The sequence below is a fragment of the uncultured Campylobacter sp. genome (genome assembly GCF_938045405.1).
Lineage (GTDB): Bacteria > Campylobacterota > Campylobacteria > Campylobacterales > Campylobacteraceae > Campylobacter_B.
The window spans coordinates 1-13,588 of record NZ_CALIMW010000250.1 but is presented as its reverse complement, the minus strand read 5'-3'; the positions used below and the strand labels follow the sequence as shown (position 1 = coordinate 13,588).

General features: G+C 48.4%; 13 protein-coding genes. All 13 read left to right on the top strand.

Translation table 11 applies throughout. The features are described from left to right. Nucleotide 1: 1 nt before the first annotated feature. Nucleotides 2-409 carry a hypothetical protein gene (locus Q0140_RS10320; RefSeq protein WP_005871775.1) on the top strand — a complete coding sequence of 136 codons (408 nt, stop codon included), beginning with the start codon at nt 2-4 and terminating at the stop codon, nt 407-409. Next, entirely contained in the window at nt 406-2,466 is a 2,061-nt protein-coding gene (locus tag Q0140_RS10315; protein ID WP_297964311.1) for a UvrD-helicase domain-containing protein, read from the top strand. Before Q0140_RS10320 ends, Q0140_RS10315 begins: the two co-directional genes overlap by 4 nt. Next, complete coding sequence (gene truB / locus Q0140_RS10310) at nt 2,459-3,307, top strand: tRNA pseudouridine(55) synthase TruB (protein WP_297964308.1); 849 nt, start codon at nt 2,459-2,461, stop codon at nt 3,305-3,307. The genes Q0140_RS10315 and truB overlap by 8 nt, the downstream gene beginning before the upstream one ends. A gap of 805 nt (nt 3,308-4,112) precedes the next feature. Then, a complete protein-coding gene (locus Q0140_RS10305) occupies nt 4,113-4,856 on the top strand; it encodes a 4-(cytidine 5'-diphospho)-2-C-methyl-D-erythritol kinase (RefSeq protein WP_297964306.1) in 744 nt (247 codons plus the stop codon). A 125-nt stretch (nt 4,857-4,981) separates the two neighbouring features. Then, nucleotides 4,982-5,446: an SsrA-binding protein SmpB gene (gene smpB, locus Q0140_RS10300; RefSeq protein ID WP_177386608.1), complete on the top strand. Its 465-nt coding sequence runs from the start codon at nt 4,982-4,984 to the stop codon at nt 5,444-5,446. A gap of 55 nt (nt 5,447-5,501) precedes the next feature. After that, on the top strand, nt 5,502-6,200 hold the full coding sequence (locus tag Q0140_RS10295) for a TlpA family protein disulfide reductase (RefSeq protein ID WP_297964304.1): 699 nt from the start codon (nt 5,502-5,504) through the stop codon (nt 6,198-6,200). Beyond that, the gene (locus Q0140_RS10290) at nt 6,190-6,495 is read left to right on the top strand and encodes an ATP-dependent Clp protease adaptor ClpS (RefSeq protein WP_297964302.1); all 306 of its coding nucleotides are present in this window, start codon (nt 6,190-6,192) and stop codon (nt 6,493-6,495) included. The genes Q0140_RS10295 and Q0140_RS10290 overlap by 11 nt, the downstream gene beginning before the upstream one ends. 15 nt (nt 6,496-6,510) lie before the next feature. Next, a complete protein-coding gene (locus Q0140_RS10285) occupies nt 6,511-8,892 on the top strand; it encodes an AAA family ATPase (RefSeq protein WP_297964300.1) in 2,382 nt (793 codons plus the stop codon). Next, nucleotides 8,892-9,575: a leucyl/phenylalanyl-tRNA--protein transferase gene (gene aat / locus Q0140_RS10280; protein WP_297964298.1), complete on the top strand. Its 684-nt coding sequence runs from the start codon at nt 8,892-8,894 to the stop codon at nt 9,573-9,575. Before Q0140_RS10285 ends, aat begins: the two co-directional genes overlap by 1 nt. 62 nt (nt 9,576-9,637) lie before the next feature. Then, nucleotides 9,638-11,458, top strand: coding sequence for a penicillin-binding protein 2 (locus Q0140_RS10275; RefSeq protein WP_297895846.1), 1,821 nt, complete (start codon nt 9,638-9,640; stop codon nt 11,456-11,458). Nucleotides 11,459-11,561: 103 nt separating this feature from the next. Further along, on the top strand, nt 11,562-11,750 hold the full coding sequence (locus tag Q0140_RS10270; protein ID WP_297964296.1) for a hypothetical protein: 189 nt from the start codon (nt 11,562-11,564) through the stop codon (nt 11,748-11,750). Nucleotides 11,751-11,949: 199 nt separating this feature from the next. Next, the gene (locus Q0140_RS10265) at nt 11,950-13,185 is read left to right on the top strand and encodes a nucleotide sugar dehydrogenase (protein ID WP_297964294.1); all 1,236 of its coding nucleotides are present in this window, start codon (nt 11,950-11,952) and stop codon (nt 13,183-13,185) included. 57 nt (nt 13,186-13,242) lie between these two features. Continuing rightward, nucleotides 13,243-13,371 (top strand): hypothetical protein, encoded by a 129-nt coding sequence (locus tag Q0140_RS10260; protein ID WP_291936652.1) that lies wholly within the window; start codon nt 13,243-13,245, stop codon nt 13,369-13,371. The last annotated feature ends 217 nt before the right edge of the window (nt 13,372-13,588 follow it).

The window sequence follows — 13,588 nt, the reverse complement described above, 5'->3', positions numbered from 1 at the left end:
GATGATAGATAAAATTTTAAAAGACGATAAATTTATCGCTGCGAGTAGTGCAAATATAGGCGCGGTTTTGGATTACGTTTTGGCTCTTGGATATGGATTTGGCATCGTTGCGAGGACGGATCAGATAAAATTTGACCCGCCGCTGCCGGAGGAAATTTTAAAAAGCTTCAAAATGCCCGCGATCTTTTTGCAGCTGGAGGAATACACGCTTTCTAGCGCGCATCTTAGCAAGGATGAGCTGGTTTTCGAGGCGGGTTTCGGGCCGCAAGATTTTGCAAGCACGCTTAGCGTGCCGTTTTACGCGGTCTTGCAGATCGTCGTGGACGGCAAGCCCATCGCAGTAAATTTCTCCCAGCCCGAGTCCGAGTGGCTTAAGCGCGAAAAATCGCGTAAAATTTTTTCAAAATGAGCGATATTTTAGAAGGTCTTAATCCCGCTCAGCGCGAGGCTGCGAGCCACGTGGACGGAGCGATGTTAATCTTAGCGGGTGCAGGCAGCGGCAAAACCAAAACGATCACCGCGCGCCTTGCCTACTTGCTCTCAAACGGCGTGCCTGCGGAAAATACTCTCACGCTTACGTTTACGAACAAAGCCGCCGCCGAGATGCGCTCGCGAGCGCTTAATCTGATAAGCGGGCTAAATTTAAGCAGCGTGCCGCTTTTGTGCACCTTCCATAAATTCGGACTTTTGTTTTTAAAATTTCATATTAGCGAGCTTGGGCGCAGTGCAAACTTTCAAGTAATCGATACCGACGATAAGAAAAAGATCATCAAGGGCTTTGAGATAAATTTGCCTACATCGCTATTGTCGGCCAAAATTTCAACCTATAAAAATTCCTTGATCGATCCCAAAGATATCGACGAGCTTCTAAAGGGCGAGGACGATGAGCTAAGCAGGATGTATAGCGGATTTTACGCGCACTGCGCTAGAGCATACAAGCGCTACGAGGCGTATTTGGCGGCGAATAATCTGGTGGATTTCGATGATCTGCTGATCTTGCCGTATAAAATTTTAAGCGCGAATGAGCGGCTATGCGATGAAATTTCGCGCCGTTACGCCTACATCACGGTCGATGAGTATCAGGACACCAACGACATTCAATTCAAACTGCTACAAAAGCTCTGCACCGCGCACGAAAACCTCGTAGTAGTGGGCGATGACGATCAGAGTATCTACGGCTGGCGCGGCGCGCGGATAGAAAATATTCTAAATTTTAAAGATCAGTTCTCAAACGTAAAATTTATCAAACTCGAGCAGAACTACCGCTCCACGGATGAAATTTTAAATGCCGCCAACGAGCTTATCTCGCATAACAAAAACCGCCTCGGCAAGAGCCTTACTAGCATGAACGGCGGCGGCGAAAAGATCGAAATTTTGCGCTCTGAAGAGGAGAGTATCGAGGCGGCAAAGATCGCAGAAGCCATCAAAAAGCTGCTTTCAAGCGGCGTAGCGCCTTCTCAAATCGCCGTGCTTTACCGCGTAAACGCTCTTTCGCGCGCGCTGGAAGAGGGGCTGAATCGCGCCAAAATCCCGTACAAAATGGTAGGCGGCGTGAAATTTTACGAGCGCGCCGAGATTAAGGATACGATCGCCTATCTGCGCTTAGTAAACGACGAGCACGACGACTTTTCGATGAGGCGGATAATAAACGTGCCCAAGCGCGGCATCGGCAAGGTCTCGCTGGCAAAGCTCGAGGAGCTTTCGCGCCTGCGACTTATCAGTCTATTTGACGCTTTTAGCGAGCCGGACGCGGGGCTTAGCGCTAAGGCGGCGCAGGCTCTAGCGGAACTTAAAAGCGGCATTGCCTCTATCTCCGCGCTAGCCGATACGATCAAAAAAATAGACGCGCTGGAGCCCGCTTTCGGGCTAAAGGCTTACTATGCCTCGCTTCCGGATGGCGCCGACCGCGTCGCAAATATCGACGAGTTTTTGGCGATGCTGAAGGACGAGGCGAGCAATAAGCCCGATTTTGATCTGGCGGAATTTTTAAACGAGCTGAGCCTTCTTAGCGATCAGGACGCCGTATCTGGCGATGCGATAAACATAATGAGCGTGCACGCGAGCAAAGGGCTTGAGTTTTCGCACCTTTTCGTAATCGGACTGGAGGAGGGCTTTTTCCCGCTTTTGGGCGACAGCAGCGACATCGAGGAGGAGCGTAGGCTCGCATACGTAGCGATCACGCGCGCCAAGCGCACTCTCACGCTTAGCTTTGCCGCTAGCCGCTTTTATCGCGGCAAGCGTGAGAGGCTCGATGTTAGCAGGTTTATAGCCGAGGCGGGTTTGGTAGCCAAAGAGCCGCCGCGAGAGCAAAACAGCGGCTTTAGCAAGGGTGAGCTGATCAAACACAAACTCTTCGGTATCGGACAGATCACGGCGGTAAACGGCGATCGGCTCACTATAAATTTCGGCGGAATTTCGCGCGTGATAATGTCAAATTTCGTAGAAAAGATCGGCTCTTATGAATAGATTGTTTTTGGCGGACAAACCCGCGGGTATCGGCAGCAATAAATTTTTAAGCGCTCTTAAGCGCAAATACGGCGTGAAGAAGGCGGGCTTTAGCGGCACGCTCGATCCCTTTGCAAGCGGCGCGCTGATCGTGGCATTCGGGCAATACGCGCGCTTTTTTAGGTTTTTGAAAAAGGAGCCTAAAATCTACACTGCGACGCTGTGGCTGGGCGCGCAGAGCCCAAGCGGCGATAACGAAAACATAGGGCGCGTGGAACAAATTCCGCCGCTTTCGCGCGAGGTTTTAGACGCTGCGATGACGCAAATGCGCGGCGAGATAAAATTTATCCCGCCCGCCTTCAGCGCCAAGAAAATTAGCGGCGTGCGCGCATACAAGCTCGCTCGCGCGGGCGAAGAGGTGAGCTTGAAAGAGAGCTCGATGCGGGTTTTTGATGCCGAAATTTTAAGCTACGCTCACCCCTTCGTGAGCTTTCGCGTCGCACTCAGCGAAGGCGGCTACGTGCGCTCTTTTGCGCAAATTTTAGCAGAAAAGCTAGGCGCCACAGGCACGCTAAGCGCGCTTAGACGGCAGAGCGAAGGGGCTTTCGATTTGAAAGATCCGCGTTTTGCGGATGAGGCAGCACTAAATCCGCTCGAGTTTTTGGACCTCGCGCCAAACTTTTACGACGGCGACGCTCGTGACGTGATCTTGGGCAAAAAGCTCGCCGCAAAGGATCTAGCGAGCCGCGCGGACGGCCGCTATCTGCTTATCTGCGGCGATTTTTACTCAATCATCGAGATAAGCTCGGGCGAGGTGAGGTATCTTTGGAACGACGTTCCGATCGCGTGCGGTGCGTTTTAATCAGCGCCTCTAGCTTGCGGCGGAATTTTGATCGGACGGTTTGAGCTTGAAATTTTGAAGCGATCATAAATACGACGCGTTTTAAATTTGCTCGCATAGCGCGCCGCCCTGCGCGGTTAAATTTTATCGTGCGGAGTAGTGAGCGATCACGCTTTTTTGTTGCGCACAGATCGCAAATCGGCCTCAGGCGGCGTAAATTTAAACATGCGGCTAGGCAAGCGACGCTCGCTTGTGAAAAGAAATAAATCCGTGAGGATAAATTTAAACGCGGCGGAGCGGCGTTTTGATTTGCTTTTTGGTGTGCGATGGCGACGCGCCGCAAGATTAAAATTTCGCGATTTACAAAGCGCGCAGGTTGGGGGCTTATTGCGGCGCAGCAAGCGGCCTGTGTCGAATGAAATTCTAGCTCGCGGCGGTGCGTAGTCTGCGCCGACGGGTTTGATTTTACGGCGGGCGGCGTACCGCCAAGTTAAATTTACGATTTAGCGCAGCGCGGCTAGAATTTTGCGGCTTGGAATTTTAATCTCTGAGATAGATTTGCGCCGCGAGTTGAAATTTAACTCGCGCGTTGCGGATTTAAAATTCCGCGCTTTATAAAATTTACGTATCGGGCGCCGCGATTGCGGATCAAATTCCACGGCGCGCACTTCACGGCACGTGGTTTTGAAATTTTAATCGCACTGGACAGGGCTTGCCGCAGGCTGAAATTTAACTCGCGCGCGGATCGGAATTTTAATCGCGCTAGATGGACTTGTCGCGGGCTAAATTTAACGCAAGCGCGCCAAAGCGCAGAAGGAGTAAAATTTTGAAAGCTTATGCAAAGATTAACGTTTTTTTAAAAGTCGTCGGCACGCGCGGCGGCTACCACGAGATCGCCTCGCGCTTCGTGCTGCGCAGGGAGCTTTTTGATGAGATAAGTTTCGAGCGCGCGAGCGGCTTTGCGCTTGAATGCGACACCGCGCAGATCGCGGACAATATAATTTTAAAAGCCAAGGCGGCGCTTGAGCAGGCGGGCTTTGCGCGCGAGCTTGCGGAGTTTTTCGGCTCGCACAAGATCGTGCTTAAAAAACGTATTCCGATCGGTGCTGGTCTTGGGGGCGGCAGTAGCGATGCGGCCGCGTTTTTGCGGCTTGCGAACGAGGAATTAGGCTTAAAAATTTCACGCGAGCGGCTTACCAAAATCGCGCAAAATATCGGCGCAGACGTCGCGTTTTTTGTTAGCGGGCTGGAGGCCGCAAACGTGCGCGGCATCGGCGAGATCATCGAGCCTTTCGAGGACCGGCTGCCTGCGATCGAAATTTTAACGCCCGCAATCTTTTGCTCCACCGGCGCGGTTTATAATGAGTTTCGCGCAAGCTTTATGCAAAATATAAACGCCGCGCAGGCGCAAGAGATGTTGCGTTTAAGCAGCGAGCAGCTGCTGGCGCAATATGGCGGCTTTACGTTAAATGATCTTTTCGCGCCATGCATAAAGCTATATCCGCAGATGGATAGGTATCGCGATATGTTTCTAAGCGGCAGCGGCAGCAGCGTGTTTTTCTTAAAATAAGAATTCCAAGGCGCGCGGTTAAAATTTAAAAGCTAAATTTAAAGATAAAATTTAAAATTCGCTCGCCCGCTTTTAAATTTAAGCAAAAACGGGCTAAGCTTAGGACTAAATTTAGAAGGAAAAAGATGAAAGAACTGAGTAAAAATCGCAAGGCATTTCACGATTTTACGATACTTGAAAGCTTTGAAGCGGGCATCGTGCTAAAGGGCAGCGAGGTCAAAGCTCTGCGCGCGGGCAGGGGCAATCTCAAAGATAGCTTTTGTCGCGTGATCCGCGGCGAGCTGTTTTTGCTAAACGCCCATATCAGCTATCTTGAAAGCACAAACGCTCACTTTCGTCCAGACGAAGGGGCGGCGCGAAAGCTTTTGATGCACCGAAAGCAGATCGATAAGCTTCTGGGCGCGGTTAGCAAAGAGGGCCTTACCATCGTAGTTTTGTCGCTGTATCTGAATGATAAAAACCGCGTAAAGGCGCGTATCGCTTTGGCTAGTGGCAAAAATCTGCACGACAAGCGCGAATCGCTAAAGCGCAAGGAAGCCGACCGCGAAGCGCAAAGCGCGATGAAGCGATACGACAAGCATTCATTTTAAATTCACAAAACTTTGGTTAAAATGCGGGCTTAAATTTAAACCCGAAGGAAATGCAATGAAGAAATTTTTACTATTATGTTTGGCGATTTTTGTTTTAAGCGGCTGTGGAGATGATTCGCAGAAAAAGACGGGCTCTACGGGCGAGAATCCTGCCGCGAGCGAGAATCAGATGGCGAAAAATTCCGCTCAAGATAAAAATGGCGAGCGTATTGGCGGAGAAAGTGGCGAGGAGGTAGCTTTTACGCCGTTTAAAACGGGCGAGCGCCTTACGCTTAAAAGCGTCGTAGGCGGCGAGGTAACGATCGAGCGGACAGAAAAGGGCTTTAAGCTCGCGGACAGCGATAAAATTTTAATGTTTGATATTTTTGGTACATACTGCCAGCCGTGCCGCATCGAAGCGCCGCATCTGATGGACTTTCAGCTAAAAAATTCCGCGGATTTTCTAATGGTCGGCTTGATTTATTTTGAGGACATTACGGACGCGCAAGTGATCGAAAATTTTACGAAAAAGTTTAATGCGTATTATTTCATCTCCAATTCAAAACAAAACGAGCGCATAGTGGGTCAAATTTTAAGCGACATCGGTTATCGCCACGCGCTTTCGATCCCTTTTAAGGTAGTACTTAAAGACGGAAAATATCAAAGGCTTACCGACATTAATGAAGGCGATGAGCGGGGCAAGCCGTATTACTTAGGCATGGTCGATACCGATGTGATAAAAAGCGATATCGCCAGGATAAAAAATGGCAACTAAAACCGGCGTGCAGATTCGCACTCGCGCCAAAACAAAATCTTTCGTGCCTCGCCCGTATAAAGTAATTTTGCTAAATGACGACGTGACGACGATGGATTTCGTGGTTTATATTTTGATGGAAATTTTCGCCAAAAACTTTAACGACGCCGTAGATTTAATGATGAAAGTTCATAGGCAGGGTCGCGCGGTTTGCGGCGCGTATCCTAAAGAGATAGCCGAGTGCAAGCAACAAGCGGTTTTACAAGCGGCAAAGGCCGCAGGATTCCCTCTTAGATGTGAGATCGAAGAGGATTAAATTTAAAGGAAAGCAATGATAGGATTTTTTTTAAACAAACATTTTGAACAAGCAATCAGCGTCGCAAACGACGGCGAGGACGAATACATCACTACTTCGCACGTAGTTTATGCTATTTTTAAATACAATAAGCCATTTCGCGGGCTCATCGCCAAAGAAATTCCGGATATTAACTATCTAAATATCTTGGATAATCTGGGCGGGCTTTTGGATATGATGCCTAAATCAAGCGGTAAGGATCCGGCGCAGACGATAGAATTTAAGCAGTTCTATACTGAATTAAATAACGCTAAAGAGCCTAAAAACGAGCTTGATTTTATGCTTAAAATTTTAAATGATAAGGAAAACGACTGCACTAAAATTTTAAATCACTACGGTATCAATGCCGCGATTTTTGAGCTCATTGTGCGAAAGTACAAATCTGCTTTCGATCACCGTGATGAGGTCGTTTCTCGCGACGAAGCCGCAGCGATTAAGCTAAACTCATACGATATCGATGATATCACGCATGCGATGAATTATGACGAAAGCCGCAGACAGTGGCAGAATACGGAATTTGAGCCTGCGTTTGAGGGTGAAAAGGACGCCATAAACGAGCGCGATATTAAAAAGGACTCACCTAGCTCACTTTATACAGCGAATCTCAATAAAATTGCGCTTGAAGGTAAGATCGATCCACTCATCGGACGCGAAAAAGAGATCGAAAAGACGCTACAAACCCTCTGTCGCCGCAAGAAAAATAATCCGATCTTAGTGGGCGAAGCAGGAGTTGGTAAAACCGCGATCATCGAGGGTATCGCGCTAAAAATCGTCCGCGGCGAAGTGCCAGAAAAGCTAAAAAACAAGGTGATTTACGCCCTTGATGCTGGCGCGCTGATCGCAGGCACTACGCTGCGCGGGGAGTTTGAGGAGAGGCTAAAGGATCTCATAGACGAGTTTAGCGCTAATCAAAACGCGATTTTATTTATCGATGAAATTCACACGATCGTTGGCGCAGGTACGGGCAATCGCAACGAACTTGATATGTCAAACATCCTAAAGCCTTCGCTTGCAAGTGGTGAGCTATCGGTCATCGGTGCTACTACATACGGTGAATACCGCTCGTTTTCGCAGGATAAAGCGCTTAGCCGCAGGTTTTGTAAGATCGATGTAAGCGAGCCTAGCATCGACGATAGCGTTGAAATTTTAAAAGGCGTAGCCAAAAAATATGAGGAATTTCACGGCGTAAAATTTAGCGACGAAATTTTGCGTGATAGCGTAACGCTTGCTAAAAAATATCAAAGCGATAAATTCCTTCCCGACAGCGCCATTGATCTCATCGACGAGGTGGGCGCGAGCTTTGCGTTTAAACCGCACGAAGCTCCGCTTGAAATCAGTAAGGACGATTTAGTAAATACACTTTCGATTAGCGCGAATATCGCAAATTTAAGCAGTAGCGTCGATAATAAACAGGTACTAAAAAATCTGGAAGCCAATATCAAGCGTGAAATTTTCGGTCAAGACGAGGCGGTTAGCAGCCTTTGCAAGGCGCTTCTGCGCTCTTACGCCAGGCTTGGAGGCGCAAGCTCCCCAATCGGCGTATTTTTGTTCGCAGGTAGCAGCGGCGTGGGCAAAAGTGAGCTAGCTAAGGTCTTAGCCGCGCAGCTTGGAGTGCATTTTGAGCGCTATGATATGAGTGAATATATGGAAGCTCACAGCGTCTCTAGGCTCATCGGAGCACCTCCCGGATATGTGGGCTTTGAAAACGGTGGAATTTTAACGAATAACATCAAAAAGCACCCTTACAGCGTCATTTTATTTGATGAGGTAGAAAAAGCTCATCCTAGCATGACGAATATTTTTTTAGGAATTTTCGATAACGCAAGTCTTACCGATAACAACGGCGTTACGACCGATTTTAAAAATACGATCATAATAATGACGTCGAATTTAGGCACGAAAGAAGCGCCGCAAGTTGGATTTACGAAGGACGAGAGCTATAAAGTAGATAGTGCCATAAAAAGCTTTTTTGCGCCAGAATTTCGCAATCGTATCGATAAAATCATAAATTTCAACCGCTTAAGCGGTGAAATTTTAGAAAAGATCGTGGATAAAACTATCGGCGAGCTAGAGTCGCAGCTAAAAAACGTAAAGATTAGCCTAAACAAGGAAGCAAAAGATTTGATTATCTCGCGCGGCTATTCGGACGAGTTTGGAGCGCGAAATTTAAAGCGCGAGATCAGCTCTCAGATCAGCGATCATATAAGCGGCGAGCTGCTTTTTGGCGCGCTGCAAGAGGGCGGCTTAGTTAGCGTGAGCGTAAAAGATGGCGAGCTAAGCTTTAGCTTTGCTTCTACGCCTTTGCCGCAGATAGAAAAAAAGCAACCCGCACTAGCTCAAAGCAGCGTCGTTAAATAATGGCTCGGTTTTACGATTTTCCAGATCCTATGGATGCGCCCGATTTTGCGCCGCTTGCAAGTGGCGGCGATCTGAGCGAGGATTGCTTGCTTAGCGCTTATAGCGCAGGGATATTTCCGTGGTTTAGCGAGGATGAGCCGATTTTATGGTGGTCGCCCGATCCGCGCGCAGTGCTTGATCCACGCGAAGTACGTGTGCAAAAGTCCATTAAGCCCTATCTTAAGCGATATGAAGTGAAATTTGACGCAAATTTTAAGGGCTTCATCGAGCGCTGCAAAGACGTGCGAAAAAAAGAGAGCGACGGCACGTGGATCAGCGAGCAGATCGTGCAGGCTTACTCGCGTTTGGCAGCAGACGGCTACGCTCACAGCGTCGAGACATACGAAGATGGCGAGCTTGTGGGTGGGCTATACGGGCTAATTTTTGGGCGGGTGTTTTGCGGCGAGAGTATGCTGAGCCTAAAGAGCAACGCTTCGAAAGTAGCGCTGATTAGGCTTTGTGAGGTGCTTGCAAATTTCGGCTTTCTAATCGATTGTCAGATTATGAACGAGCATCTGAAATTTATGGGTGCTAAAGAGATGCCGCGAGCGGAATTCCTCGCTCTATTTGCTGAGCTTAGTGTGCAAGATAGCGGCTTTGAGCGCTTCGCGGATCTTAAAGTTCCGCGCGGAGCGCAGCATTGAGTCAAAGCTTGAGATGCAGCAGCGTAAAAAATGCGCGGAATTTAGAATTTTAAAGAAATAAGATGTGGCAAAGAGATAAAAGCTCCTCAGTCGGTATGATCATCGTGATGTTTATATTCGTGCCGGCGGCGCTTTTTGTATTTTTGGCGATTTTATATTTTTGGGGCAGCACTGAGCGCAAGCTACCGCGCCTGGATGTCAATGAAACCAACAGCGCGATCCGCGGCGCGATAATCGCAAAAGATAACTACGTCGCGGCAAATTCCGTCAAACTCTATAAAGTTAGCGTCGACGCACGCAGCATCGATAAAAACAAGCTTGATCTTTTCGTACGGTTATACTGCATCTACACGGGCGATAGTGAAAAGCGCGTCAAAAGCGCGATCGAGGGCTCTGGCGGCACGACCGTGCTGTCGTATAAAATCGACGCCAAAACCGCCGTGCATCTAAAAGAGCTTGCGTATAAGCTAAATTTAAAAAAGGTATTCGTTAGCTTCATGGGCTCAAACGGCAGGTTAAATCCGCCTATCCGCATGAGCGTGACCGAAAGCGGCGAGAAGCGCAGCTACAATGTCGGCGATTCGCTCACTCCGTTAATCGGCTATATCAATAAAAAAGAGGTTGATGGCATTACAAAGGTTAGCGGAATTAAGGGGATCGAGAAGTACTATGAGTATTATCTAGCGCCGGTTAGAGATGAGTTTATCGTGGGCCCGCGCGATATCGGCGGCAACATCATCCTAGAGCGCAGCAGCAAAAAAACGGGCAGGATCGACGGCTACAACGTCCGTCTAAGCGTGCCGCTAACGCTGCAAAGAAAGATAGAGCGCCTAAGCGATGAGGGCGCTGATAATTACGATGCGCGAGAAATCGTTGTGGGCATTATGAACTCCAAAACGGGCAAAATTTTATCCCTTGCGACCAATGCCCGCTATGACCCCTCAAACATCACGAAAAACGATCTTAAGAATTTAAATTTTACCGCGAGCGAATACGCCTACGAAGTGGGCTCGATTATGAAGCCGATAATTTTCGCAATCGCCTATGATGCCAAAGCCGTCAAACCGGGCGAGATCATCAATACCTATAACGGCAGCTATAAGCTTGGTACTCGCACGATCCGCGACACGCACCCGGCTAAGCAGATGAGCGGTGAGGAGATCATCATCCACAGCTCAAACATAGGAATGATTAAAATTTCAGAGCGGCTGGAGGGGCAGGCTATTTATGATGGGCTTATGAACTTTGGTATGTCGCAAAAAACGGGTATCGATCTGCCGTATGAGCAAAGCGGAAATATACCTAGTATCAAAAGCCTGAATAATAAAATTTACAAAGCTACGATCAGCTACGGCTACGGCGCGCAGATGACTTTCCTTCAGATGCTCAATGCCTATACCGTCTTTAACAACGGCGGCGTCATGATTAGCCCGCGCCTAGTCGAAAATCTCGAAAATAATGGCAAAACTTACACCGTTAACGAAAGCGAAACCCGCCAGGTAATCTCTAAACCTACCGCTGACGTAATAAAAGGAATTTTAATCAAAACGGTTGAGAGTGGCACGGGGCGCAAAGGGCGGGTAGCGGGGCTGCAAATCGGCGGCAAGACGGGCACTGCGCGTATCGCTAAGGGGGGCGGCTATTCGAGCGCCTATAATAGCTCGTTTTTTGGCTTTGCCAACGACGCGGACACCAGCTACACGATCGGCGTTTTGGTGCGCGAGCCTAAAAGGGGCAGCTACTACGCCGCTCAAAATGCGCTGCCGATCTTTAAGCGGGCGGTAGGAATTTTGATAGAGGAGGGCTATCTAAAGCCCGCAGCCGACGCAAACGCCACGCAAAAGGTCGAGATCAAGGATGAGGCAGTTGAAATTAAAGATTAAATTTGCTAAATTTCGCGAGGTTTTTTAAAATTTTGCGACTTGCGACGACGAAAATTCGCGGAATTTGGCGCGGCTTTTTGAAATTTTACGGCGTTTAAATTTTATGGCGCGGAATTTTGGCGGCATAGAATTTCGTGGCGTAAATTTTAACGGCACGAAGATGGAATTTTATCGCGATGCGGGATTTTGGCGCGGTAGTAAAATTTTATCACGGCTTGAAATTTTGCATGGCGCCGCTCGCTGCACTAAAGCAACTGAATTTTATCGTGATGCGAAATTCGGTGCGGCATAAAATTCCGTATCAAGGCAAAATTTTAAATTTGCCGCCGTGCAAATAAGCGCAAGTAAAACGGCGAGCGAGCTTGAAATGTTAAATTTAAGACGCGCAATGTATCTGCGTAGCCCTGAAATTTAGCGAGTTTGAGAGCGAAATTTAACTATGAAATTTAACGCAAAGAAAAGAGGAAAATATGAAAGCAAATGAGGGAAAAATGAAAATAGCGATAATCGGACTTGGCTACGTGGGGCTTCCTTTGGCGGCGGCGTTTGCCGCAAAACACGAGGTTGTGGGCTTTGACGTCTCGCAAGAGCGCATAGAGGAGCTGCGCGGCGGGCACGACCGCACGCTGGAGCTTAGCGACGAGGAGCTTGCTGCGGCGATTCAAAACGGACTTAAATTTAGCGCGAAACTAGACGATATGAGGCAGAGCAATTTTTATATCGTGTGCGTGCCGACGCCCGTAGATAGGCTAAATCGCCCCGATCTCACGCCGCTAATCAAGGCCAGCGAAAGCGTTGGAGCCGTGCTTAAAAAGGGCGACATCGTCGTGTATGAAAGCACCGTCTATCCGGGCGCTACGGAGGAGGACTGCGTGCCGGTGTTGCAGCGCGTAAGCGGGCTAAAATTTAACCGCGATTTTTTCTGTGGATATTCGCCCGAGCGTATCAATCCGGGCGATAAAGTTCACACCGTCACGAAGATCAAAAAGATCGTCTCGGCAAGCACCCCAGAGGCTCTGGACGTCGTAGATAGCGTCTATCTTAGCATCCTGCAAAACGGCACCTTTCGCGCTAGCAGCATTAAGGTCGCCGAAGCCGCGAAGGTGATCGAAAACACCCAGCGCGACATCAACATCGGCTTTATCAACGAGCTTGCGATCCTGTTCGGCAAGCTCGGTATCAACACCAACGACGTCATCGACGCAGCGGCTACGAAGTGGAATTTCTTAAGCTTCCGTCCGGGGCTCGTGGGCGGACACTGTATCGGCATCGATCCGTATTATCTGGCGCAGAAGGCGACCGAGGTGGGCTATCACCCCGAAATCATCCTCTCAAGCCGCCGCATTAACGACAATATGGGAAGCTACGTCGCTACGGAGGTCGTTAAGATGATGATAAAATACGACGAAAAGGTAAAGGGCGCGAAGGTCTTGATCTTGGGGCTGACGTTTAAAGAAAACTGCCCCGACACCCGCAATACGCGCGTCGTGGATATGATAAGCGAGCTTAAAAATTTCGGCTGCGAAGTAAGCGTCTATGATCCTTGGGCGAGCGCCGCCGACGCCAAGAGATACTACGACATCGATCTGCTGCAAAAGCCCGACTTGCGCAAATTTGACTGCGTCGTAATCGCCGTAGCGCATAAGCAGTTTTTTGAGCTTGATTACGCGGGATCGCTGGTTTACGACGTGAAAAACGTCTATAAAGGCGCTCAAGGAAAGCTCTGAAATTTAGCTTGGGGTTTAAATTTAGACTTCTAAATAGGCGGTTTAGCGGGGATAAGGATGAATGAAGCAAGGCTTGAAAAGTTAAAGAGGCTTTTAGATGGGCGGCGTCAGAATTTAGAGCAAGGCTTGCAGGAAAATTCTGATGCTCAAAATTCCAATGCCTTAATTTTAATAAAGGAGATATAGATGAGTAGAGGAAGTGTTGATAAAAGGTGTACTTATTACAGGTGGTTTTAAATCGCTACAAGAATATTCTGATTTACCAAAAGCTACTAAAGGAATACAATGAAAAACCCGCTTTACTACGTAGATTATTGGTATGATTTGATTAAATTCGGCTTTGATCGGAAGCATACTTTTATAACGCTAATCGTTGTTTGCGTTTCATTTATCGCACCGATAC

Excerpts from the sequence above, each read along its gene's own strand:
- Q0140_RS10320 (WP_005871775.1), top strand. The coding sequence starts at position 2 with ATGATAGATAAAATTTTAAAAGACGATAAATTTATCGCTGCGAGTAGT.
- Q0140_RS10315 (WP_297964311.1), top strand. The coding sequence starts at position 406 with ATGAGCGATATTTTAGAAGGTCTTAATCCCGCTCAGCGCGAGGCTGCG.
- truB (WP_297964308.1), top strand. The coding sequence starts at position 2,459 with ATGAATAGATTGTTTTTGGCGGACAAACCCGCGGGTATCGGCAGCAAT.
- smpB (WP_177386608.1), top strand. The coding sequence starts at position 4,982 with ATGAAAGAACTGAGTAAAAATCGCAAGGCATTTCACGATTTTACGATA.
- Q0140_RS10295 (WP_297964304.1), top strand. The coding sequence starts at position 5,502 with ATGAAGAAATTTTTACTATTATGTTTGGCGATTTTTGTTTTAAGCGGC.
- Q0140_RS10290 (WP_297964302.1), top strand. The coding sequence starts at position 6,190 with ATGGCAACTAAAACCGGCGTGCAGATTCGCACTCGCGCCAAAACAAAA.
- Q0140_RS10285 (WP_297964300.1), top strand. The coding sequence starts at position 6,511 with ATGATAGGATTTTTTTTAAACAAACATTTTGAACAAGCAATCAGCGTC.
- aat (WP_297964298.1), top strand. The coding sequence starts at position 8,892 with ATGGCTCGGTTTTACGATTTTCCAGATCCTATGGATGCGCCCGATTTT.
- Q0140_RS10275 (WP_297895846.1), top strand. The coding sequence starts at position 9,638 with ATGTGGCAAAGAGATAAAAGCTCCTCAGTCGGTATGATCATCGTGATG.
- Q0140_RS10270 (WP_297964296.1), top strand. The coding sequence starts at position 11,562 with ATGGCGCGGAATTTTGGCGGCATAGAATTTCGTGGCGTAAATTTTAAC.
- Q0140_RS10265 (WP_297964294.1), top strand. The coding sequence starts at position 11,950 with ATGAAAATAGCGATAATCGGACTTGGCTACGTGGGGCTTCCTTTGGCG.
- Q0140_RS10260 (WP_291936652.1), top strand. The coding sequence starts at position 13,243 with ATGAATGAAGCAAGGCTTGAAAAGTTAAAGAGGCTTTTAGATGGGCGG.